20 protein-coding genes are annotated in these 20,588 nt (G+C 46.3%); 14 read left to right on the forward strand and 6 right to left on the reverse strand.

Going from position 1 to position 20,588, the window contains the following annotated elements; genetic code table 11:
- Nucleotides 1-41: 41 nt before the first annotated feature.
- Together ACOCLE_RS25740 and ACOCLE_RS25745 are read left to right on the forward strand one after the other, a co-directional pair.
- Nucleotides 42-932, forward strand: a complete 891-nt coding sequence (locus ACOCLE_RS25740; RefSeq protein ID WP_419534839.1) for an IS982 family transposase — start codon at nucleotides 42-44, stop codon at nucleotides 930-932.
- 485 nt (nucleotides 933-1,417) lie between these two features.
- On the forward strand, nucleotides 1,418-2,575 hold the full coding sequence (locus tag ACOCLE_RS25745) for a hypothetical protein (protein WP_419534840.1): 1,158 nt from the start codon (nucleotides 1,418-1,420) through the stop codon (nucleotides 2,573-2,575).
- Nucleotides 2,576-2,628: 53 nt separating this feature from the next.
- On the opposite strand, the gene ACOCLE_RS25750 is transcribed toward ACOCLE_RS25745, so the two are convergent.
- The gene (locus ACOCLE_RS25750; RefSeq protein WP_419534841.1) at nucleotides 2,629-2,973 is read right to left on the reverse strand and encodes a hypothetical protein; all 345 of its coding nucleotides are present in this window, start codon (nucleotides 2,971-2,973) and stop codon (nucleotides 2,629-2,631) included.
- Between the two features lie 394 nt (nucleotides 2,974-3,367).
- Between ACOCLE_RS25750 and ACOCLE_RS25755 the strand changes: the two genes are divergently transcribed.
- From ACOCLE_RS25755 to ACOCLE_RS25780, 6 genes are all read left to right on the forward strand, one after another.
- On the forward strand, nucleotides 3,368-4,855 hold the full coding sequence (locus ACOCLE_RS25755) for a sodium-dependent transporter (protein ID WP_419534842.1): 1,488 nt from the start codon (nucleotides 3,368-3,370) through the stop codon (nucleotides 4,853-4,855).
- A gap of 1 nt (nucleotide 4,856) precedes the next feature.
- The gene (locus ACOCLE_RS25760) at nucleotides 4,857-4,961 is read left to right on the forward strand and encodes a MetS family NSS transporter small subunit (protein ID WP_419534843.1); all 105 of its coding nucleotides are present in this window, start codon (nucleotides 4,857-4,859) and stop codon (nucleotides 4,959-4,961) included.
- Between the two features lie 147 nt (nucleotides 4,962-5,108).
- Nucleotides 5,109-6,614, forward strand: coding sequence for an IS66 family transposase (gene tnpC / locus ACOCLE_RS25765; protein WP_419532963.1), 1,506 nt, complete (start codon nucleotides 5,109-5,111; stop codon nucleotides 6,612-6,614).
- Nucleotides 6,615-6,623: 9 nt separating this feature from the next.
- Nucleotides 6,624-7,874 (forward strand): glucose/galactose MFS transporter, encoded by a 1,251-nt coding sequence (gene gluP / locus ACOCLE_RS25770; RefSeq protein WP_419534844.1) that lies wholly within the window; start codon nucleotides 6,624-6,626, stop codon nucleotides 7,872-7,874.
- A gap of 70 nt (nucleotides 7,875-7,944) precedes the next feature.
- Nucleotides 7,945-8,916 carry an aldo/keto reductase gene (locus ACOCLE_RS25775; RefSeq protein WP_419534845.1) on the forward strand — a complete coding sequence of 324 codons (972 nt, stop codon included), beginning with the start codon at nucleotides 7,945-7,947 and terminating at the stop codon, nucleotides 8,914-8,916.
- A 594-nt stretch (nucleotides 8,917-9,510) separates the two neighbouring features.
- Nucleotides 9,511-11,325 carry a DEAD/DEAH box helicase gene (locus ACOCLE_RS25780; RefSeq protein WP_419534846.1) on the forward strand — a complete coding sequence of 605 codons (1,815 nt, stop codon included), beginning with the start codon at nucleotides 9,511-9,513 and terminating at the stop codon, nucleotides 11,323-11,325.
- 49 nt (nucleotides 11,326-11,374) lie between these two features.
- Here ACOCLE_RS25780 and ACOCLE_RS25785 read toward each other — a convergent pair whose 3' ends face one another.
- Both ACOCLE_RS25785 and trhA read right to left on the reverse strand, forming a co-directional pair.
- Nucleotides 11,375-12,226 (reverse strand): hypothetical protein, encoded by an 852-nt coding sequence (locus tag ACOCLE_RS25785; RefSeq protein WP_419534847.1) that lies wholly within the window; start codon nucleotides 12,224-12,226, stop codon nucleotides 11,375-11,377.
- Between the two features lie 424 nt (nucleotides 12,227-12,650).
- Nucleotides 12,651-13,325 (reverse strand): PAQR family membrane homeostasis protein TrhA, encoded by a 675-nt coding sequence (trhA, locus tag ACOCLE_RS25790; RefSeq protein WP_419534848.1) that lies wholly within the window; start codon nucleotides 13,323-13,325, stop codon nucleotides 12,651-12,653.
- A gap of 405 nt (nucleotides 13,326-13,730) precedes the next feature.
- On the opposite strand from trhA, the gene ACOCLE_RS25795 reads away from it, so the two are divergent.
- Complete coding sequence (locus ACOCLE_RS25795) at nucleotides 13,731-14,474, forward strand: META domain-containing protein (protein WP_419534849.1); 744 nt, start codon at nucleotides 13,731-13,733, stop codon at nucleotides 14,472-14,474.
- Between the two features lie 55 nt (nucleotides 14,475-14,529).
- Here the strand turns inward: ACOCLE_RS25795 and ACOCLE_RS25800 are convergent, their stop codons facing one another.
- Nucleotides 14,530-14,922 carry an acyl-CoA thioesterase gene (locus tag ACOCLE_RS25800; RefSeq protein WP_419534850.1) on the reverse strand — a complete coding sequence of 131 codons (393 nt, stop codon included), beginning with the start codon at nucleotides 14,920-14,922 and terminating at the stop codon, nucleotides 14,530-14,532.
- A gap of 121 nt (nucleotides 14,923-15,043) precedes the next feature.
- On the opposite strand from ACOCLE_RS25800, the gene ACOCLE_RS25805 reads away from it, so the two are divergent.
- Both ACOCLE_RS25805 and ACOCLE_RS25810 read left to right on the forward strand, forming a co-directional pair.
- The gene (locus ACOCLE_RS25805) at nucleotides 15,044-15,637 is read left to right on the forward strand and encodes a DUF938 domain-containing protein (RefSeq protein WP_419534851.1); all 594 of its coding nucleotides are present in this window, start codon (nucleotides 15,044-15,046) and stop codon (nucleotides 15,635-15,637) included.
- Nucleotides 15,638-15,735: 98 nt separating this feature from the next.
- Nucleotides 15,736-16,554, forward strand: coding sequence for a S1 RNA-binding domain-containing protein (locus tag ACOCLE_RS25810; protein WP_419534852.1), 819 nt, complete (start codon nucleotides 15,736-15,738; stop codon nucleotides 16,552-16,554).
- A gap of 17 nt (nucleotides 16,555-16,571) precedes the next feature.
- Here the strand turns inward: ACOCLE_RS25810 and ACOCLE_RS25815 are convergent, their stop codons facing one another.
- Both ACOCLE_RS25815 and ACOCLE_RS25820 read right to left on the reverse strand, forming a co-directional pair.
- Nucleotides 16,572-17,633, reverse strand: coding sequence for a DSD1 family PLP-dependent enzyme (locus ACOCLE_RS25815; protein WP_419537267.1), 1,062 nt, complete (start codon nucleotides 17,631-17,633; stop codon nucleotides 16,572-16,574).
- Between the two features lie 206 nt (nucleotides 17,634-17,839).
- Complete coding sequence (locus ACOCLE_RS25820; RefSeq protein WP_419534853.1) at nucleotides 17,840-18,088, reverse strand: GlsB/YeaQ/YmgE family stress response membrane protein; 249 nt, start codon at nucleotides 18,086-18,088, stop codon at nucleotides 17,840-17,842.
- A gap of 255 nt (nucleotides 18,089-18,343) precedes the next feature.
- On the opposite strand from ACOCLE_RS25820, the gene ACOCLE_RS25825 reads away from it, so the two are divergent.
- The 3 genes from ACOCLE_RS25825 (at nucleotide 18,344) to ACOCLE_RS25835 (ending at nucleotide 20,504) form a co-directional block, all read left to right on the forward strand.
- Complete coding sequence (locus tag ACOCLE_RS25825; RefSeq protein ID WP_419534854.1) at nucleotides 18,344-18,676, forward strand: PBPRA1643 family SWIM/SEC-C metal-binding motif protein; 333 nt, start codon at nucleotides 18,344-18,346, stop codon at nucleotides 18,674-18,676.
- 186 nt (nucleotides 18,677-18,862) lie between these two features.
- A complete protein-coding gene (locus ACOCLE_RS25830; RefSeq protein WP_419534855.1) occupies nucleotides 18,863-20,071 on the forward strand; it encodes an aromatic amino acid transport family protein in 1,209 nt (402 codons plus the stop codon).
- A 55-nt stretch (nucleotides 20,072-20,126) separates the two neighbouring features.
- Nucleotides 20,127-20,504: a nuclear transport factor 2 family protein gene (locus ACOCLE_RS25835; RefSeq protein WP_419534856.1), complete on the forward strand. Its 378-nt coding sequence runs from the start codon at nucleotides 20,127-20,129 to the stop codon at nucleotides 20,502-20,504.
- Nucleotides 20,505-20,588 lie beyond the last annotated feature (84 nt).

Consider the following 20,588-nt stretch of genomic DNA (forward strand, 5'->3'; position numbering starts at 1 on the left):
TCTGCTATTAAAAGCAGTAGAAAGCAAAGAAGGTTTCAGTCATGCCCGTTGAAGAGTTTATCACTACAGTCTACTGCTTGATCGACGATTTGGTAAAAGAGCTTTTTCCTGTACCACTGCGACTTCGAGGGTTTCCACCAAAGCTCACTGATAGTGAAGCGATCACCATGGAAGTTGTCGGTGAATGGCTTGGGCATCATAAGGACACTGAGATTTGGAAGTATTTTACCCGACACTGGCGACACCTGTTTCCTGACATTCCTTCACGCTCGGCATTTGTCAAACAGGCCGCCAACTTATGGCATGTGAAACAACGACTGCAAATTCGTATAGTCCAGATGATGCATGCAGATAATGCAGATATCCATTTAATCGATGGTTTTCCGATTGATGTTGTCGTCAGAACCCGTGCACCACAGAGCCGTATCTTTAAAGCTGAGGCTGGTTATGGTTACTGCGCTTCCAAGGACAAGAAGTTCTATGGCTTTCAGGGGCATTTGCTGGTTGAAGCACGAGGGATTCCTGTGGGTTTTACTCTGACCGCAGCGAACGTAGATGAGCGTGATGCAGCCTATGACATGCTCGAGACCATTTCTGGCCTCTTGCTTGGCGATAAGGGCTATATAAGGCCTGAGTTTAAAGCTGATTGTCAAAAATTAGGTATTGATCTTCAGACGCCACTGAGAAAAAACATGCAAGATGAACGTCCGAAGTCGTTTGTAAAGCTGGTATTACGGGTACGACGGAGAATAGAAACAGTGATAGGTCAATTGACAGAGCGCTTTGAAATAGAAAAGTGCCATTGTCGAGATAGATGGCATATGACATCACGTATCGCTCGGAAGTTACTGGCACATAATATTGGTTCTTATCTGAATATAATTGCTGGTCGTCCTGCAATACAGTTTGAGAACCTTATTTCCGAAGATTAAAAAACGGAAAGCAAATAATTGCGTGATTTTGAAGATACAACTTGGACTTACCATCATGCTAGCCCGGATATTTCATAAACGTGCTCCCGTTCTCGCTTGTCCTTTGCCGCCCTAAGGGAGTTTTGCTCGGTCGACCGTACTCCCCGGTACGGCACTCCCTCACAAAATCCCTTAGGGCGACAAAGTCCTGCCCGAGATTCGGGGCAGTTTATGAAATATCCGGGCTAGTAATTTGAGATAGTTTCAGACAAAGTCGCACATCGCGTTGAATATCTATTTGAGTAATGGTCAGTTTCATTAATTTATTACACTCACTTCTGAAAGTTAAAACCATCATAGTTAGACAGGAAAAGGATAAACAATGAACTTTAAGTATTGGGTCTTGTCTAAATTCCTTACTACTTGTACATAAGTACTAAAACATGAAGGCATGACGAAAAAGGACGAACTCAGTTAAGAGTTATGTTTAGAAGAAAGAGGTTGTAATGGCTTACGGAACAGTTGCTGGTAGATACACTGATGAATCGGCCTTATTTAGGAGCAGAATGCAGGATGCATGCGCCACTGGAGATGAACGACCTTACATGGATGGGCGTTCAACTGAAATCATCGAGCCTCGCAGTTACTTATCCCAAGCGAAGGATCTCATTTGTTCCATTCCTGGAATTTGCTGTTCAATTTTTTCAAGATCCATTTCAATTGCTCTCTTTCCCTTTAATTGGATGATTGAAAACAGGTTGGGCGTTGCCAAGTTTGTTGGTATAGCCATGGTGCCATCTCAGTTGTTTCCATGGCTTGGAAAGCATTTTCCTGATCTGATCCCGGAGCTTCGAGGATTTCCAGATTTGCAAAAAAGTCGTGAGATTGTTGCAGCAGCCTGTGAGACAGGCAATACCAACGGTCGTCGAACTGAGTCACTCAAAATTAAAACTGATTTGGGCGTATTAAATGGTGTAATTTGTTTTCCTTCCGATTGGGATCGAAAAAATGAACAATGTATTCTTTATCACAACCCAAATGGCATCGTTCTTTCACAGCTACTACAAACAGGACATCTCCATCCTTTGTCAACACCTGGTCAAATCCAGTCAGAAATGAAATGTCCAGTTATTCTTTATGATTACAGAGGTACGGGGCTAAACCAAACTGATGGAGTGTTAGGTTATTTTCCTTTCTCAACCTATGAAACAGTTGTGCAGGATGGTGTCACTGCTTTGGGATATGCGCTTGAACGATTTCAGCATGTATATGTGGCTGGTAGTTCTCTTGGAGGAGGAGTCGCAACAGCTTCCCTTCAAAGGCACCTTGAAGCAAAGGGGGGGCAGGATGACTCAAGGGTCAAGTTACTGTCTCATGATTCTTTTACCACAACGTCAAGGGTTGTCATTCCAAGCAGACCCCGGCTTGCAGATTTTTTGGGGTGGATGGTAGGTGGTAACCTTGATGCTGAAACGCCTATGCGTAAACTGATAGATCGAGGAGTCGCGGTGAAGGTTCTAAACCATACTTATGACCCTGTGATTCCAAAAGGTGCTCGTATGTCGGAATTTGCTAACACTCAAAGTGGAAATATTAGTGTTTTTGAAAGCCATTATCTTGGCCATGCTGTTTTGACAAACGATATGAAAGATAAGCTCCGGTAATAGATGATTGGCTTTCTGAATATGTATATTTTTATCCAAGTCGAATCTGGATCTTATTTGCAATGTGGTGGAAGGTCGGTCGAATAAGCTTTTACTTCACTGATGCGAATCAATCCATCGAACTGCTCAGCAAAACCATCAACCTCTTCATCCAGAAGATGCCCGCGAAACTTAAGGTACATAGGTTGGTATGGCTGGGTAGTATTTGTTTTATAGAAGTTCTGCATTTCCCGTCCAGCCCAGTCAAAACTGACCCAGTAAGACACATTGCTACCGCATGGGGTAAAGCTGTGAACTTCATGTCCCCAGATGTATTTGCCCTCAAAAATTGAGCCAAAATCAGCAGTGCTTGCCATAGGAACCAGCAAAAAAAACAGGACTGAAAAATAGCGCTTCATGATGTTACTCCAGAATGAAACGGCCTCATGAAATATCACGCTTTTTGTAGGGTTCAGTCAAATACTATTCTGCTGATTAAGAGCCTTGAGTAGATAATCAAGGTTCGGCCGGTAGTAAAATGTGTGTTTTTTTTGACTTGCATCAATGCGTGCGTGCTTGCAGTTTTGTAAAAAGCATTCACTGGTTAGTGGAAAATTACTATAAGTTTACGTTTTTCATTGATACCTGCAGCTACCCGCTGCGCATGCCGTAACTTCTTTGTCGGACAATCACCCCTGTCGTCAAAGGCCTTTCGATCCTACACCCCGGATCAGCGGTAACAGGCACAATCCCTTTTTCTCGATTTCAGTATATGGAACTGGTTCCGTATTACTTGTTGCAATGGAGTGATGTATGCAACGGGAACAGTGGGCCTCACGCACCGGGTTTATTCTCGCCGCCGTAGGCTCTGCAATTGGTCTTGGTAATATCTGGCGTTTCCCCTACATGACCTATGAAAATGGTGGGGGCGCTTTTCTTATTCCTTATTTCTTCGCCATGCTGACGGCTGGTATTCCATTTATGATTCTGGAATTCGGCCTGGGGCAGAAACTGCGCAGCTCTGCTCCAAGAGCATTCGCCAAACTGCACAGTAAAATGGAATACCTGGGATGGTTTCAGGTATTGGTGGCAGCGATTATTGCCTGCTACTACGTAGCAGTCATTGGCTGGAGTATCTCTTATCTTGGTTTCTCCTTCACTCAGAGCTGGGGAGCCGATGCCAACGCATTTTTCTTTGGAGAGTATCTTCAGTTGGGGGGCGATAACAGTCCTTCTGCCCTTGGTTCACTGCAATGGCACATTGTTGCACCGATCCTCCTGGCCTGGGCGGTAAGTTTCTACGCCACTTTTACCGGAGTTCGAACCGGCATTGAACGACTGGGCAAAATTATGATGCCTTTATTGTTTATCATGGTGGTTGTACTGACCCTGCGGGTTTTGATGCTTCCGGGTGCGGCTGATGGCGTAAACTGGATGTTCAAGCCTGACTTCTCGGCGTTGTTGAATCCTAAGGTGTGGTCAGCTGCTTATGGGCAGATCTTTTTCACCCTGAGTGTTGGCTTTGCCATTATGATCGCGTACTCCAGTTATCTGCCTGAAAAGTCAGATATCAATAATAATGCAATCATGACCGTCTTTATTAACTGCGGCTTTTCCATGATGGCTGGCGTTATGATTTTCGCTGTGCTGGGCTACATGGCTGGACAACAGGGTGTATCCCTGACTGAAGTGGTCAGTTCAGGTGTTGGGCTTGCCTTTGTCACCATTCCAACTGCAATTAATCTGCTGCCTATGCCCTGGTTGCTTGGCCCCATGTTCTTTATTGCCCTGGTTGTTGCCGGCATGAGTTCCCATATCTCTATTATGGAAGCCATTGTCTCTTCAGCTATGGATAAGCTGGGCTGGACTCGTCGTAGAACGGCTGCAGTCATCTGTGGTGCCGGTGCGCTGATCTCTATGGCGTATGCGACGAATGGCGGATTGTTACTGCTGGATATTGTTGATTACTACATTAATAACATTGCGTTACTGGGAAGCTGCCTGATCGAGCTGCTCCTGTTGGCCTGGGTGTTTAAAAAGCTTCCTGAAATGCGTGGTTACGTTAATAACATCTCTGAGATTGTGGTTGGTTCCTGGTGGGAGTTCTGTATTCGCTACCTCTGCGTAGGTCTGTTGTTAGTGATTGTGGGCAATAACCTGATCACTGCAGCAACTGAGAACTATGGTGGTTACGCTTCTGCTGATCAGATGCTGTTTGGCTGGGGAATGGTGGCTACCATGGTGGTTGTCAGCTGCCTGATTTCTACCCGTCGCCCTTTTCCAATGCCTGTGGAGGCTTGATATGACGTTTGCTGCAATTGCCATGATGAGCTTTGGTTTTGGTGTTACCTGGGGGGGCGCGGCTCTCTGTATTCGTAAAGCGATGAATAGCCAGTCAGAAGAATAAAAAACGGGAGCTATGCTCCCGTTTTTTTAGATCAATATCTGCCGTTTATTGCTAGATTGTAACTATTCAGCACCCTTCATATAAATCTGGAATTTTCTGATTTTTCGACCATCATCTTATACTCAATTTTTCTAACAAATCTCCAGTATGGAACCAGACTTCCCAGCTACTCCGTTTACCGAAGCTCTCCTTAAAGAGAATGAAGAGCTTCGGACCGAGAATGCGCTTTTACGGGAACGTTGCAGCGAACTGGAAGAAAGGGTTAATAAAAACAGTCAAAACAGTAGTAAGCCACCATCGTCAGATGGTTATCAAAAGCCCAGTAAAAAAGGGAGTGATAAAGGTGATACATCTTCCAAAGAAGCCCCCTGCTCCTCACAGGAAACACCGAACCCCAAAAGCCTTAGACCATCTTCAGGCAATAAACCAGGTGGCCAGAAAGGTCATCAAGGCTCTTGTTTGAGACGTGTCGCCTTACCCGATTATGTCAGGCATCTGAAGGTTGAAAAATGTTGCTGTTGCCAGTCTTCGCTTATCGATATTAAACCCACCAAATACATTGAGCGACAGGTTTTTGATCCAGGTAGACCCGGAGAATTTGAAGTTACCGCGTACTGGGCAGACGTTAAAGTATGTCCTTGTGGTAAACGGAACACCGCTGAGTTTCCCCAAGGAGTGAAAGCCGCTGCTCAATACGGAGAAGTGACTCAGGCAATGGCTGTTCATTTAAACCAGTATCACTTCATCCCATATCACCGGGTGTCTGAGTATTTCAATACTATTTATTGCATGAGTGTCAGCGCAGGCTCTGTTGCCAATTTTGTTGCCTATACCCATGAGAACCTGGCCTCTACTGAGCAGAGTATCCGCGATGCTTTACAAGAAAGTCCGGTTGCAGGAGCGGATGAAACTGGCATGCGGGTTGACGGTTCACTGTGGTGGTTACACATTATGCGAGATGACCAATGGACGCTTTACTACCTCTCAGAAAGGCGAGGTTGTGAAGCAATGGATGCAATGGGCATCCTGCTGACTTTTGCAGGCATTCTGGTTCACGATCATTGGAAGTCCTACTTTGCCTATGCGGCAGTGCATGTGCTTTGTAATGCCCATCATCTGAGAGAGCTTCAGGGAGTTGTCGATAGGGATGCGAATAAGCTGGCTCTGCGGCTGATGAAATTGCTTACGCTCTCCTGGCACTTCTGCAAGAAATACAAAGCAGCCGGTCTGACTCAAATGCCTGGTGCAATACAGCTTCGCATTGAGACGATATACGACCAAATCCTTCAAAGGGCTCTCACGAAGGAAACCGCTTATATGGAAAAACAACGACAGGTGCTTGGACGTAAGAAGGTCAGGAATACCAAGGCCTACAACCTGTTCAAAAGGCTTATTGAGTTTAAGGTTGAAACGTTGCGCTTCATGTCGGACTTTTCAATTCCCTTCGATAACAATGGCAGTGAACGTGATGCCAGGATGGCCAAACTTAAGCAGAAGATCTCAGGCTGCTTCAGAAGCGAAGACGGAGGTACCATGTTTACCCGAATCCGAAGCTATTTATCATCTGCTAAAAAGCAGGGGTTGAACATATTTCAGGCGCTTCTTAAAGCGGTTCGAAATTACAACAATACGCCTTTGCTGGGTGCTGAATAGTTACGTCAAATGATCAGTTCATATGTTGTCACGACAAGGCATGTGGCACTGGTAGCCATTGCTGTCCTGTTTTTTATGATGGGTGTTCTGACTTCTCTGAATGATGTTCTTATACCTCATCTGAAAGCCGTTTTTGAACTCAGCTATTTTCAGGCTTTACTGATTCAAGTGGTCTGGTTTCTGGCTTATATGGTGAACAGCTACCCCTGTGGCCAGATAGTCCGGTGGACTTCATACAGGACAGGGATGGTTTCCGGCTATCTCATTGCTGCCTTGGGGTGTTTGCTGTTTTTGTTTGCCTGGTATCTGGATAATTATTATGCCTTTTTGATTACGCTGTTTGTCGTGGCATCCGGTATCAGTTTTCTGCAGGTTGTATCCAGTCCTTACGGTGCTGCATTGGGTGATCCATCGACTGAACACCAGAGGCTGGTTTTCCTGCACGCTTTTTTTGCTTTAGGTACAACCGTAGCTCCAATGGTTGCCGGACCAGCAATACTGGACTCAGCAGGAGCGGAGCTATTGAACCCAGGCTCCGCATCAGAGACTCAGCAGGGTACCATGACTCTCCTGATGCCATATGGGCTTCTCGGCTTGTTATTACTGGTATTAGCTCTGGTCAATAGCGCGCTTCCCATGCCGGATCTGATTGCTGAGGATCGCTTGGATGAGCAGTCTGCAAATGACAGTGCCTGGCGTTATCTCCACACGATTTTTGGGGCCGTTGCCGTTTTCTTCTATGTTGGAACAGAGGTGTTGCTGGGTAGCTTTATCATCAACTATGCCCTCTTTGAACGGGTGGAACTGCCCTACAGTGAGTTGTCTCTGTTCGTTTCTCTGTACTGGGGAGGGATGCTGATTGGCAGGCTGTCAGGCTCCTTGTTAATGAAGTATATCCGGTCGGATTATCTGTTGATTATTTCTGGTTTGGGTGCGTGCTTCTTATTGGTTGTGGGAATGACTAATCATGGATTGATGGCGGTTCTGATGGTGGCACTGGTTGGGCTATTTAATTCCACCATGTTTCCTGTCATTTATGGGCTTGCCATGAAGGGGCTGTCTCCCATGGTGGCCACTCAGGCATCCGGTATTGTTACCACGGCCATTGTTGGTGGTGCTGTCATTCCTCTTGCTGGTGGGATTGCAGCAGATCTGTGGGGGATTAAATCGGCTCTATGCTGTTCTGCTTTTTGTTATCTGATTATTTCTGCCTATGGGGTCTTTTCCTGGCGAAATCGGACCTTGGATGAGGGGGAATAGATAACCCGGAGGTTGGCTGTTACTATGCCTGCACCATAATGTATAAGTAACCCGATTGGGTTGGAGTCTTATGAACCGAATTCCCCTGACTATTTTCTTACCTGAAGCCAGCAGGATTGCAGCGGGCTGTATGGGGTTGGGTGGAGACTGGGATAATCGCCCGGTGTCAAAAGATCATATGATGCAGGCACACCAGTTTCTGGACAGTGCTCTGGAGAGCGGCATAAACTTTTTTGACCACGCGGATATTTATACCCGTGGCAAGGCTGAGCAGGTGTTTGGCGGGGTATTGGCTGAGAGGCCGGGGTTGCGGGAAGACATATTCCTGCAAAGCAAGTGCGGCATTCGCTTTGCCGAAGGAAGCATTCCCAATCGCTACGACTTCTCTCAAGACTGGATCCTTCGCAGTGTTGAAAACAGCCTTACCCGTTTGAATACCGATTATCTGGATCTTCTGCTGCTGCACAGACCGGATCCGCTCATGCAGCCGGAGGAAGTGGCCGAGGCGTTTCATCAGCTGCAGAAGGACGGTAAAGTTAAGCACTTCGGCGTGTCAAATATGAATGGTCACCAGATTAAATACCTTCAGTCATTTCTTGATCAGCCTATCGTGGTCAATCAGTTGCAGATGAGCCTGACCCATCTGGACTGGCTGGATGAAGGCGTACTGGTCAATCACGCTGAAGGGCAGGCAGTCAGTTTTACGCCAGGGACCATTGAATACTGTCGCAGCCACAATATCCAGCTTCAGGCCTGGGGCTGTTTGAGCAAAGGTGTGTTTACCGGGAAAGATGTCCATGGAGAGTCTGGTGCTATTCAGGAAACTGCCAGTCTGGTCAAGGCGCTTTCAGAGGAGCTGGGTGTTTCCAGAGAGGCCATTGTATTGGCTTGGCTGATGCGCCACCCTGCAGGCATCCAGCCGGTGATTGGAACGACCAATGCCAAGCGTATCAGGGCCTGTCGAGAGGCGGAAACTATCGAGTTGAGTCGTGAACAATGGTACCAGTTGTATGTAAGTGCCAGAGGCCGAATGCTCCCATAAACTGAACGGTTAAGGCATTTTCCGGGGGAATATCCGTAGATGCGATAATCCCCTAGTCATTAATGAATAAAAACAGTATTCACTGTCTAAAAAACACGCTAAACTATGTGACCTTTTTCTATCCCCGTGCGTAGCCCTTCTGATGGACGCAGGGGTTTTGTTGGGAAGTCCTGGCGCTTCGTTTCCTGCATTTAATCCGGCTGAAAAGAAAACTTGCCCACTCTATCGAGAGTTCAGCCGCTGGAAGATCAATAGATCTTATTATCCTCTGCCAATGCAGGCCAAGCTTGTTCATCAAGCCTCTCCAAACGCAGTCGTGGACCTCACAGGCGATTCGGTAACGTCTTTCTGAGTTCGATCAGACCGATTTTTCCGGATAGCGGCACCAGGAAGTCCATGGCCTGCAAATTTTCCGAATCATCCTCGGTAATGTGCACTGCCATTCCATTTCTGTTTGCGCCAAGCGTCGCCAGCACCAAGCAGCCATGAGCCGGTTAACCGGACCATCAAATGCCGTCTGATCTGAACCTGACAGCTTTTGAGATCAAGATGGCGGCATTTTTATGGTAAAGAATTGAATTTATGGAGTATCAAATGACTGATACCAACAACGCGATGACTTTTGCGGACCTTCCTCTGTCGGAAGCAGTAATCAAGGCTGTTCAGGATGTTGGCTATGAAAGCCCATCACCCATTCAGGCACAAAGTATTCCTCACCTGTTGGAAGGTCGTGACCTTCTGGGGTTAGCGCAGACCGGTACTGGTAAAACAGCCGCATTTGCATTGCCATTGCTGTCAGCCATTGATTTGAGGCAGCGTGATCCTCAAGTTCTGGTATTAACACCAACCCGTGAGCTGGCCATTCAGGTGGCAGAAGCATTTCAGCGTTATGCTCGTCATATGAAAGGGTTTCATGTTCTTCCTGTCTACGGTGGTCAGGATATGCGTGGCCAATTGCGCAGCTTGCAGCGTGGCGCTCATGTGATTGTAGGCACACCAGGTCGTGTAATGGACCACCTGCGTCGCGAAAGCCTGAAACTGGACAATCTGAAAACCGTTGTTCTGGATGAAGCTGATGAGATGCTGCGCATGGGCTTCGTCGATGATATCGAATGGATCATGGAGCAGACTCCGGCCAACCGTCAGGTGGCGTTGTTCTCTGCCACTATGCCTTACCAGATCCGTAAAATTGCAGACACGCACCTGAAAGAGCCTGCAACGGTTGAGATTAAAGCCAAAACAGCAACGGTTGACACCATCACCCAGAAAGTCTGCATGGTTAGCGGCTTCCATAAACTGGATGCACTGACCCGTATTCTGGAAGTGGAACCATTCGATGCCATGATTATTTTCGTGCGCACCAAAACCGCAACTGTTGAACTGGCTGAAAAACTGGAAGCCCGTGGTTTTGCTGCCGCAGCACTGAATGGCGATATGAGTCAGGCCCTTCGTGAGAAAGTGGTAGATCGTCTCAAGAAAAAATCTCTGGATATTCTGATTGCTACCGACGTAGCGGCCAGGGGGCTTGACGTTGAGCGCATGAGCCACGTAGTAAACTACGACATTCCTTACGATACGGAAGCCTATGTTCACCGTATTGGTCGTACTGGCCGTGCGGGTCGTGAAGGTACAGCCATTCTGTTTGCTACGCATCGTGAGCGCAGAATGCTTCGTGCCATCGAAAGTGCTACACGACAGCGCATTGATACTATGCGCCTGCCTTCCATGAGTGACGTACGTGATATTCGTATCCGTCAGTTCAAGGAAGATGTCATCAAAGCGATGGAAATGGGCGAAGAGCTGGATGTGTTCCGTGAGATTGTTGCGGAGCTCGAACAGGAAAATGCTCTGAGCTACGAAGATATGGCGGCAGCACTTTGCTTTATGGCTCAGAGAGAGCGTCCATTCCCGGATGCCAAAGAGCCGGAACAACCTCGTCGTGAAGGCCGTGAGCGTGGAGAAAGAGGCGATCGTCATGATCGCGGTGAAAGACGCCGTGATGGTGACAGACGTGGTGAGCGTGGTCGTGAGCGTAACAATGATGGAATGGTTCGCTACCGTGTGGAACTGGGTCGTGACCAGGGAATCAATCCGGGTGATCTGGTCGGTGCCATTGCTAATGAAGGTAAAATCTCCGGACAGAGCATTGGTCATATCCGTTTGTTTGATAACTGCTCGTCAGTCTACCTGCCAGAAGGGATGGACAAGAGTGTTATTGAAGCCTTGAAAGGAGCTAAGATTCGCAACCGCCCAATGGAGTTGAAACTGTGGACTGGTGACGAGCCTCAAGCAGAGCGCCGTGGCGGCCGTCGTGACGGTGGTCGTGGCCGCCGTGAAGGTGGTGCCCGTCGTGAAGGCGGTCGTGGTGGTGATCGTCGTCCACGTCGCGATAATAACGGAAATCGTTGATTTCTCTGCTGGTGGCTATCAGTGCCACCAGCAAATTCCCTTTTTAATATTATTTTTGTTCATTCTCCGCTTTAACTTGTACAAAACCTTCTTCGTTGAACCACATACTACAAAATAGCCGCAGCTCAACATCAACTTCTTCACAGTTGTAAGGGTTTCTGCACCTAACGTTGCCTGATTCTGTATCGATATTATCTACGATAATCCATATTGAATGTACATCTTTGTATTTCAGTAAAACTGCTGCTGGTCCATTTGCTTCTACAGCTTTAGATAACTGAGAAAGGGATAGGGGCTTTCTGGTATCAGCTTCACGATAGTCAAGACCGTAAAACCTCAATTCTTTTATCATTTCTGCTAAGTTTAGTGCTGTTCCTGAGCATAGCCGGTTTAGATCAACGGTTTTCCCTCTTTCATAAGCAAGCATGGCAGCTACAGCTGCAGCACTATTTTCTGGGTATGCATTTTTTTGTTGAATGATTGGCTTGTTGTTTGGACTGTAGAATATTTCTACTCCCACTATGCTAGCACTCCTATCGAGTACTAAATCATACATATGTTTAATGCCAGCATCTGCGAAAAGGAGAATGTGGGGACGAGTACCGCTGAAGCTTAAGCGCTGTAAAGTTGGGTGGTGGCGAAATATAAAGCCAACACTGGCTTCAAGTTTTAATACGTCTGAAAATGAAGAGTCGTTGTAATTCTCCGGTATGTTACGAACTCTCCGGTATTCAACGAATTCACTGGATGATAGCTCCTTTTCAAAATACTGCCTTAACTGCTGATGTACAGCGGCAAACTTTGCATTTGTTTTGGGGGTTCTTGATATGTGCTGAGTAGTATTACCAGCTGGGGGATAGCGTCTTGGGTAATTTGAAGGAGCTATACCTGCAAGTGACATCAGTTCTTTTTCAAAGTGCTCAAGAGTAGCCTGCTGACCATTATCTTTGTCGGGAGGAGCTTGTGAGCATAGTCTGAAAGTAGGGGATATTGAGTCACAACAAGAGCCCTGTCTGGCATCTAAAGGTCTTGCTTGATCAAATGAATTGGCAGAGTTTATCTCAATTCTGGGCGCGCATAATGACTGCTCTGTCGATCTTATGCTATGGCTCCCCACTTTACACGGAAGGGAACGTTGTTCTTCTTTACTTTCTGCCTTAATTGGTTGGCCGCCTTGAAGATTAATATTTGCTTTGGTTATTGGTGCAGCTGAAGGCTCAATAAGTTAATTCTATGAAGTGATTTAAAGTGATAGTTCGACAATAGAAAATTCAGAAAGGTTCGCATTAATCTTACATAAAATTCATACGAGCCTTTCAATTCAATCAGGCAGGCGGTAACACATGAAACAAAACAGAAAAAAAGTGACAGGCAGATCCTCCTAATACAAAGAGATGCCAGATCGCATGATTAAAGGGCAGCTTTTTCCACAAATAAAAAATTACACCAAAGGTATAAAGGAGCCCTCCGGCAACCAGCCAATATATTCCACCGGTTGATAAATTATCTGCCAATTCACCAGATGCAACCAGAACCAGCCAACCCATAAGAATGTAAGTGCTTACTGATAGCTTTTTGTATTTTGACCCAAACACGACTTTGAAGATGATGCCTAATGCTGCAAGGGTCCATATCACAGCAAAAAGGATCCAGCCGGTTACGCTTCTCATGCTAACCAGAAGAAAAGGCGTGTAAGTTCCGGCAATTAAAAGATAGATGGAGCAGTGATCCAGTACTTTGAAGACTTTCTTGGTTTTTGGGTGTTGAAAGCTATGGTATAGCGTGGAGGCCAGGAACAACAGAATCATGGTGGTACCGTAAATACTGAAGCTGACTACTCGCCATACATCCGCCTGATGGGCTGCAAACGTTACCAGTAGCGTCAGGCCTGCAACACTCAAGAGGGCACCCAGTCCATGAGTAATACTATTGGCAATCTCTTCAGCCAGGCTGTAACCCCGACTGATAAACTTGTTTCCTGCAGTAGATTTCAGAGTCATATACCGGTTGTTGATTCTGTGCCAGTGCATCTGATGATACTGAATCTTGCTCCTGAATGTATAGGAATTATTCTCATCTAGCTGAAAACTCACAACCTGCCAGTGAAAGCATTCAGGAATATAGTGTAAAAATCACTACTTACTTTTTGATGGGGTTCAGGCCTTGTATGAGATGAGGTGCAAAAGTGTATGGTGCTAGTGAAAAGTTTTATAAACCAATAAATTAGAATGGCAGCAATGCCAGATGATCGACTACTTTATTTCTATCAGCTTCTGTTTTGATGGCTGATTAAAGAGCCATGCTTTATGGATGTTAGACCATGATGTCCCAGGCATTCATCCGCTACAGACTATCGTTGATGGTCTTCCCCTGATTTTTCTTTATTCCCGTAGCTGGAGTATGACATGAAAAGGTTGATTCAATCTTGTATCGTTTTGGCTGCTGGAGCAGCCTTGTTTGGATGCAGCTCCAATAAACTGACCAGCGTTGACCCAAAACTTGTGGAAAATAAAACCTGGGTGTTGACGTCGATGAATGGTCAGAAAGCCTCTGGTCCAAGAGTCACCATGGAGCTTCGGCCTGCTACTGCTCAGGACGGGAGAATAGGTGGTCAGGCTCAGTGTAATCGCTATTTTGGCAGTTATCAGGTGACTGATGGCAAGATTCATTTTACGCCGATGGGGGGAAGTCGGGCTGCTTGTCCTGCTCCTTTCATGACCAAGGAGGCAGAGTATCTGGCGACTTTTCCAAAGCTGGATAACATCGAATTTAAAGCAAATGGCCTTATGCTGAATGATCGCGGTGGTGATCAGAAACTGACTTATGTTGCTGAGTCTGCCAGTATTAATGGCCAGATTGCTGCCAGTGAGGGCTCCTTCGCTCCGGGTTCCGAGATAATTGTTGTTCTTCAGGACAGCTCGATGCCAAATGATCCTGCAGGCATTATTGGCATTGAGCGAATTCAGGTCGGCAGGAATGTCGATGTTGTTGATTATATGGTGAATTATGCACCTGAACTGGTTAATCCAGATAGCAATTATGAAGTGCTGGCTGAGGTAATTCAGAATGGGCAGGTGATGTTTGTATCAGCAGTGAAGTCTTCAGTTGAGTTGAAATCAGCAAACTCTGAGGATGGTGAGTCCAGATAATATTGTAGGACCTACAGGCACCGTTTTGGTGCCTGCAGGTCTTGTCTGCACTGTTTTAATACATTTTTTCCATTCCGGAGTCTTTTTCTGCACCAATATTGTGAGCGGCTGGGTTGCCCATCTCGTCAACACAGACAAAAACAATACGATCAATAACAATAATAACCTGTCTGGTTACTTTATTGCGTACGACACAGCACAGTGTTAGAGAAGTCGTACCAGTACTGACGACTTCAAGACCAAACTCAAGAATATCGCCACAGGCTGCAGAGCTGACAAAGTCGATTTCTGACATGTATTTTGTCACCAGTAATTTACCTGGGCCCATTTTGCAGGAAGCATAAATGCCAGCTTCCTCATCTATCCAGGCAAGCAATGTGCCGCCAAACAGTCGGTATGCAGGGTTGAGGTCACCGGGTTTTACGGCGCGGCGTGAAAAATACTTCATCCTGATGCTCCTTGCTTGGTTAATAATAAAAACGGTTTATTTTGGTTAATTGATATGACACTAATAAGGCAATTCTCACGCCATAAATGGCGGGTAAATTATTTTGCTGTTCGGAGATAAGATGCAAAAGCCATATTCACAGGCTTGTGAAAATAACAAGAAAGCCATTCTGGATGTGATATTCCCATACTTTAAAGCGTGCTCCCATATTTTGGAAATTGGCAGTGGTACTGGCCAGCATGCTGTTTTTTTTGCGAGCCAAATGCCCTGGCTTCAGTGGCAAACATCAGATTTACAAGAGAATCATCCGGGAATTGTCTCCTGGTTGTCTGAAGCAAAGCTGGATAACCTCTATGCCCCTGTTGAACTGGATGTGTCCAGTATTGAATGGCTTGTTGATGGTGTAGATGGTGTTTTTTCGGCCAATACCGCGCATATTATGGCCTGGTCTGAAGTGCAGGCCATGTTTCATCGGATTGGGGAGCTACTGGCCAGTGGTGGAGTTTTCTGCCTGTACGGTCCATTCAACTATCAGGGGCACTATACCAGCCCAAGTAATGCCCACTTTGACCAGCATTTGAAGCAGAGGGCTTCCCATATGGGAATACGTGACTTTGAATCAGTTACCGCTGAGGCTGACTCTCAAGGGCTGATTTTACTGGCGGATTGTGAGATGCCTGCTAACAACCGCACACTGATCTGGCAAAAACAGTAGCGTTATTTATGGTACTGATGACAGCAGAGTTTCCACTGAAATGATACAATTCGCACCCGCTTTTATTGTCGGACAGGTTCATGGTTAGAATAGGTCGAATGAATCACCTGAAGGTGGTCAATCTTCTGGATTTTGGTGCATTTCTCGATGGGGGTATGCTGGAAGATATCTTGCTGCCTAAACGTTTTGTACCCGAAGGGTGTCAGGTAGGTGATGAACTTGATGTGTTTATCTACCTGGATTCTGATGATGTGCCCATTGCGACGACGCTCCGCCCCAAGGCGCAGGTGGGGGAGTTTGCCTGTCTGAAAGTTACTGATACCAATAGGGTTGGTGCTTTTCTTGACTGGAATATGCCAAAAGAGCTGCTGGTTCCTTTCAGTGAACAGAAAGATCGTATGGTCAAAGATCAGTTCTATGTAGTTTATATCTATCAGGAACAGCAGAGTTACCGTATCGTTGCGTCTTCAAAAATCAGTAAATTTCTGAGTACAAAACCCCATCGATATAGTAATGGTCAGGCGGTTTCACTGATGATTTGTGACCGTACCGATATTGGTTATACGGCGATAGTCGACAATAAATACCTGGGTGTTATTTTTGACCAGGATATCGACAGGCCAATTCGGATGGGGATGAAGTTTGATGGTTTTATTAAACGAGTCCGGCCTGATCAGAAACTGGATTTATGCCTGAAAAAGCCGGGCTTTGATAAACAGGGAATGAGTGATCTGAGCACCGAGATTCTTGAAAGGCTGAAGGCTGAGCAGGGCTTTTTGCCTTTTAATGATCGTACTGACCCTGCTGTTGTCAAAAGGGAGTTCTCGGTCAGTAAACGTGTGTTCAAAATGGCGATTGGCGGGCTGTACAAAGAACGCCTGATTCGTATTGATGAAGATGGTATTCGTCTTTTATAAGCTTTGCAGGTGGAGCGTTAATCGCTCCGCCCACGACCCTCAATGATCCAACACTTTTCAACCATGCCATCGCGAATGCCGTACAGTTTGTCAAACTGATTCAGCGTTGTATCGCAATGACTTGGAATCATCATGATTCTATCGCCGATGTTCAGGCTCAGGTTTTGACTATTCTCAGAAAAGTGCAGAATACCATGCTCATCGCCCCCTGTTTGGTACTGGATATCCTCATGGCCCTCTACATGGGGCATTCCAGAATCAATGGACAGGCATTTCATGCCAGCATCAACGACTGCCCGGTCAGGCGCTGGCCGACTGATCACGGTGGTCCACACTTTAAGGGCACAGTCAAAATCCTTATAAAATGCTGACCCGTCGGACGAACCAATTGAGTGATAGTCCCAGTCCATAAAAAGGTATGAGCCAGCCTGTAGCTCTGTCAAAGGGATGTTGTCGTAGGCATCATAGGTACCACTGCCTCCACCGGAAATAATCTCAGGTTTTAACTCTGGGGTGGTCAAGCGGTTGCTTATAAAGTCAAAAATAGGCTTCACAGAAGATCGGGCAAGATGAACTCTTTCCTGGTAATCTCGTACATGTTGCAAGTGGCCGGTATAAGCTTGTATTCCTGAATATTTAACTGCAGGTAGCTTATTGACCAGCTCAATCAGTGACAGCAGCTCAGGACCAGCCTCAACACCACAACGCTGTTGCCCACACTCAGCCTCAATGAGTACCTCAACCAATACCCCGTGTTTGGCGGCAATATGATCGATGGCGATAGCATGGGCTGAATGATCAATAACCTGGATAATGCGCGCGTCAGGATACTTAAGGTATAAGTTGGTCAATCGTTCCAGCTTGATGGAGTTGGCAATTGGGGTGGTAATCAGGATGTCCTTTATTCCGCCTGCCAGCATTACCTCAGCTTCACCCAGCTTGGCTACGCAGATACCTTGAGCTCCCAAACTAACTTGTATAGCTGCGAGTGCAGGGATTTTATGTGCCTTGGTGTGAGGACGAAGAGCCAGTGAATGTTGACTTGCAAATGCCTGCATTCGTTTCAGGTTTTTCTCCATGACATCCAAGTCAACAACCAGAGAGGGGGTATCCAGTTTTTCCAGAGAGTATGAGTGTTCTGTGATCATCATTCGGGACTTGGACTATTTATGGACTATCAGTTGATAAGGGGTAAAGTGTAGCCTTTTATTTAACACTGGCGGCTTTCATACGACCTTCTGGGAAAACCGCTAGCGATTTTCAGTTTTTTATGTTCAGGAGATTATCAGGCTTTTATTTTTTGAATAATCATTAGCAGTAATATCGCTCCAACCGTTGCACTAATGATGCTTCCCAGCAGGCTGGTGGTTGCAAATCCCAGAATACCAAAGACCAGCCCACCAATGACGGAACCGATAATTCCGATAATCATATTCCAGGTCAGACCAAAGCTCCTTCCTTTGAATAATTGCCCTGCAAGAAAGCCAGCAATGGCTCCAACAATTAGAAAAACAAGGATATCGATGATTCCCATATTTCCTCCGAAGCAATAAATGAAGTGGTATGTGTCTGAGTAAAGTAGAAGTGGCTGGAAGCAGTTGATGAGGCAAACAGAGGAATTCTAGTTTAATTTTTTATGCTTCAGGGCTGCTTCTTCTGTTTGAAAGTGGAAACCGGAAGAAATGAGCTTATGGCTAAAGGCAGGGACTTCCAGTAAACTGCTTCGGTTTTGCATTTCATCTTGCTCTCGTTCCGAGAGGTCAATTTTCCCAGCTTAGCAGGTGATCAAATGGGCAAATTTTATACCCAGACTAATCTTCAGATTGACGACAAGCAGGCTTACCGGGTATTCGACGGTAAGAAGCAGGCTCGACTTGGTACTGAGAAAAACCCTGCTGTCATTTCTGTGCAGTCAGAAGAGCGTAAGGCTGAGTTGGAAAAAGAGTTTATCGATAACGGCTGGTTCTGTCATATTGAAGTCGATGAGGACGCGCCAGAAGATTCGTCCGCTTTGCAGTTACTGAAGGATACCCCTAAAACAGCGGTTCTGGAAAAAGTGCCTGGTCGAAACGACCCATGTGTTTGTGGTAGTGGAAAAAAATATAAGAAGTGCTGTGGTTGATAACCTGGCTGAAAGCCCTCTGATTGTTGAAAAAAACACCTGATAAGTAGAAAAAATTATAATTCGGTCCATTATTAGTGCAGATAGGTTATTTATAGAGTCAGCTTGTCAACCTATCTTAATAAGCCTCCTACTTTCAAAAGCCGCTTTTAGTGGCTTTTGTTTTATCAATCAGGTGGACCGAATATGAAAAGTCAGACGTTAGGTAGCAGCCTCCTGGTAGCCGGTACTTCGATTGGTGCGGGCATGCTGGCATTACCTCTGGTGTCAGCATTGACAGGTCTGGGCTGGGGCGTATTCCTGATGTTTTTGATGTGGGGGTTATCAACCTATGGGGGACTGTTGATCGCCGAGGCCTGCCGGGCCTGCCCGGAAGCAGAGAACCTTCATGGTGTTATGGGGCGTTTGATGGGGCCAGTTGGTCAGGGGGTTGCTGTCGTCGCCATGCTGTTTCTCTATTACTCTCTGTGTGCAGCCTATATTTCAGGTGGAGCTAACGTGCTTGGTAGCTTGCTGGCAAAAGAGGGAATTCATCTTCCTTTTCGAATAACAGCGACGGTAGTGGTTTTATTGGTTGCAGTGCTGGTGGTTACGGGTACGCGGGTTGTTGATGTGGTCAATCGGGTGATGTTTGCTCTCATGTTGGCCTTGCTGCTTTATATTGTATTGTCACTATTGCCTGAGGTCAGTTTGAGCAACCTCAAACTGGAAAACAGCGCTCCAAGTGTTCTTTTTGCAGCTCTGCCGGTTTTGTATACATCATTTGGTTATCATTGTGCCGTACCTACCGTTGTCCAGTATGTTCAGGGAAAGCCTCATCGATTTCGCTATGCCCTGATTGGTGGCAGTGCTCTGCCTTTCAGTATTTATGTCATCTGGATGGCGGTAGTCATAGGTGTGGTCTCCTCTACCGTGGTCGTTACCATGGCGCACAGCTCAGATGGTGTAACATCATTAATGGATGCCATTGGCAATCATTCCAATACGTCCAGCTTCGATTATATGATCAGCGCATTTGCTGCCTTTGCCCTGGGGACATCCTTTTTGGGAGTGGCGCTTGGGTTATTTGATTATCTGGCAGAAGTGTTTGGCCGCTCCCATGGAGTGTGGGGGAGGATTGAAACGATCACCCTGACTCTGTTGATTCCCCTATTGGCGGCCATTTTCATGCCAGGGAGCTTTGTTACCGCGCTTGGGTATGCAGCGGTGGCTTTGGTGATTCTGGCTGTGTTTATTCCTGTCGCCCTGGTCTGGAAGGTGCGAAAGCTTCATATGGAGGAGCCTTATCAAGTTGCCGGCGGCATTCCGGCCCTGACAATAGCTATCATTATTGGGCTTCTGGTCATAACGGCCCAGTTTGGTGTGATAAGTGGAGTATTACCTTCTATTGGCTGATAGCCATTTAAAATGGTCTATTTTCCACCTCTAATCAGAAAAATGGAGTAGTCCTATGCCCCTTATGAATCTGGATGGTTTTTTTCTGGAGTACGCAGATTATCACATAAGGGGGGATGCCCAGGGACTGGTGGCAAAATTTACCGAGAAAGCCATTTTCTGGGAAGCTTGTGGCAGTGATCTTCATGGACGGGAAGAGATCCTTGGTTGGTTCCGCTTTATGTTCAGTCGCTGGGAGGTTGACAGAATGGAATACAATCTGGCTTCTGAAATTAAGAGGGAAGACCTGATATGCTGTGCCTGCTACTGGAATGTTCGGTGCAGCGAAAAGAATTCAGGGCAGAGTGTTAGAAATGTCATCGTTCGCTCGTCATATGCATTAAGGATGACGGATGAGGGATTGAAGATATGGCACCTGCACAGTGGTGTATAAGTGTTCCATTTGTATTAACGTAGCTGCTGACAGTGTGGTATGGGCACTCGAGATTTGATGCTTCGGCTTCATCTCTATTGCAGA

Origin of the sequence: Endozoicomonas sp. (genome assembly GCF_965196975.1) — a bacterium.
Taxonomy (GTDB): Bacteria; Pseudomonadota; Gammaproteobacteria; order Pseudomonadales; family Endozoicomonadaceae; genus Endozoicomonas.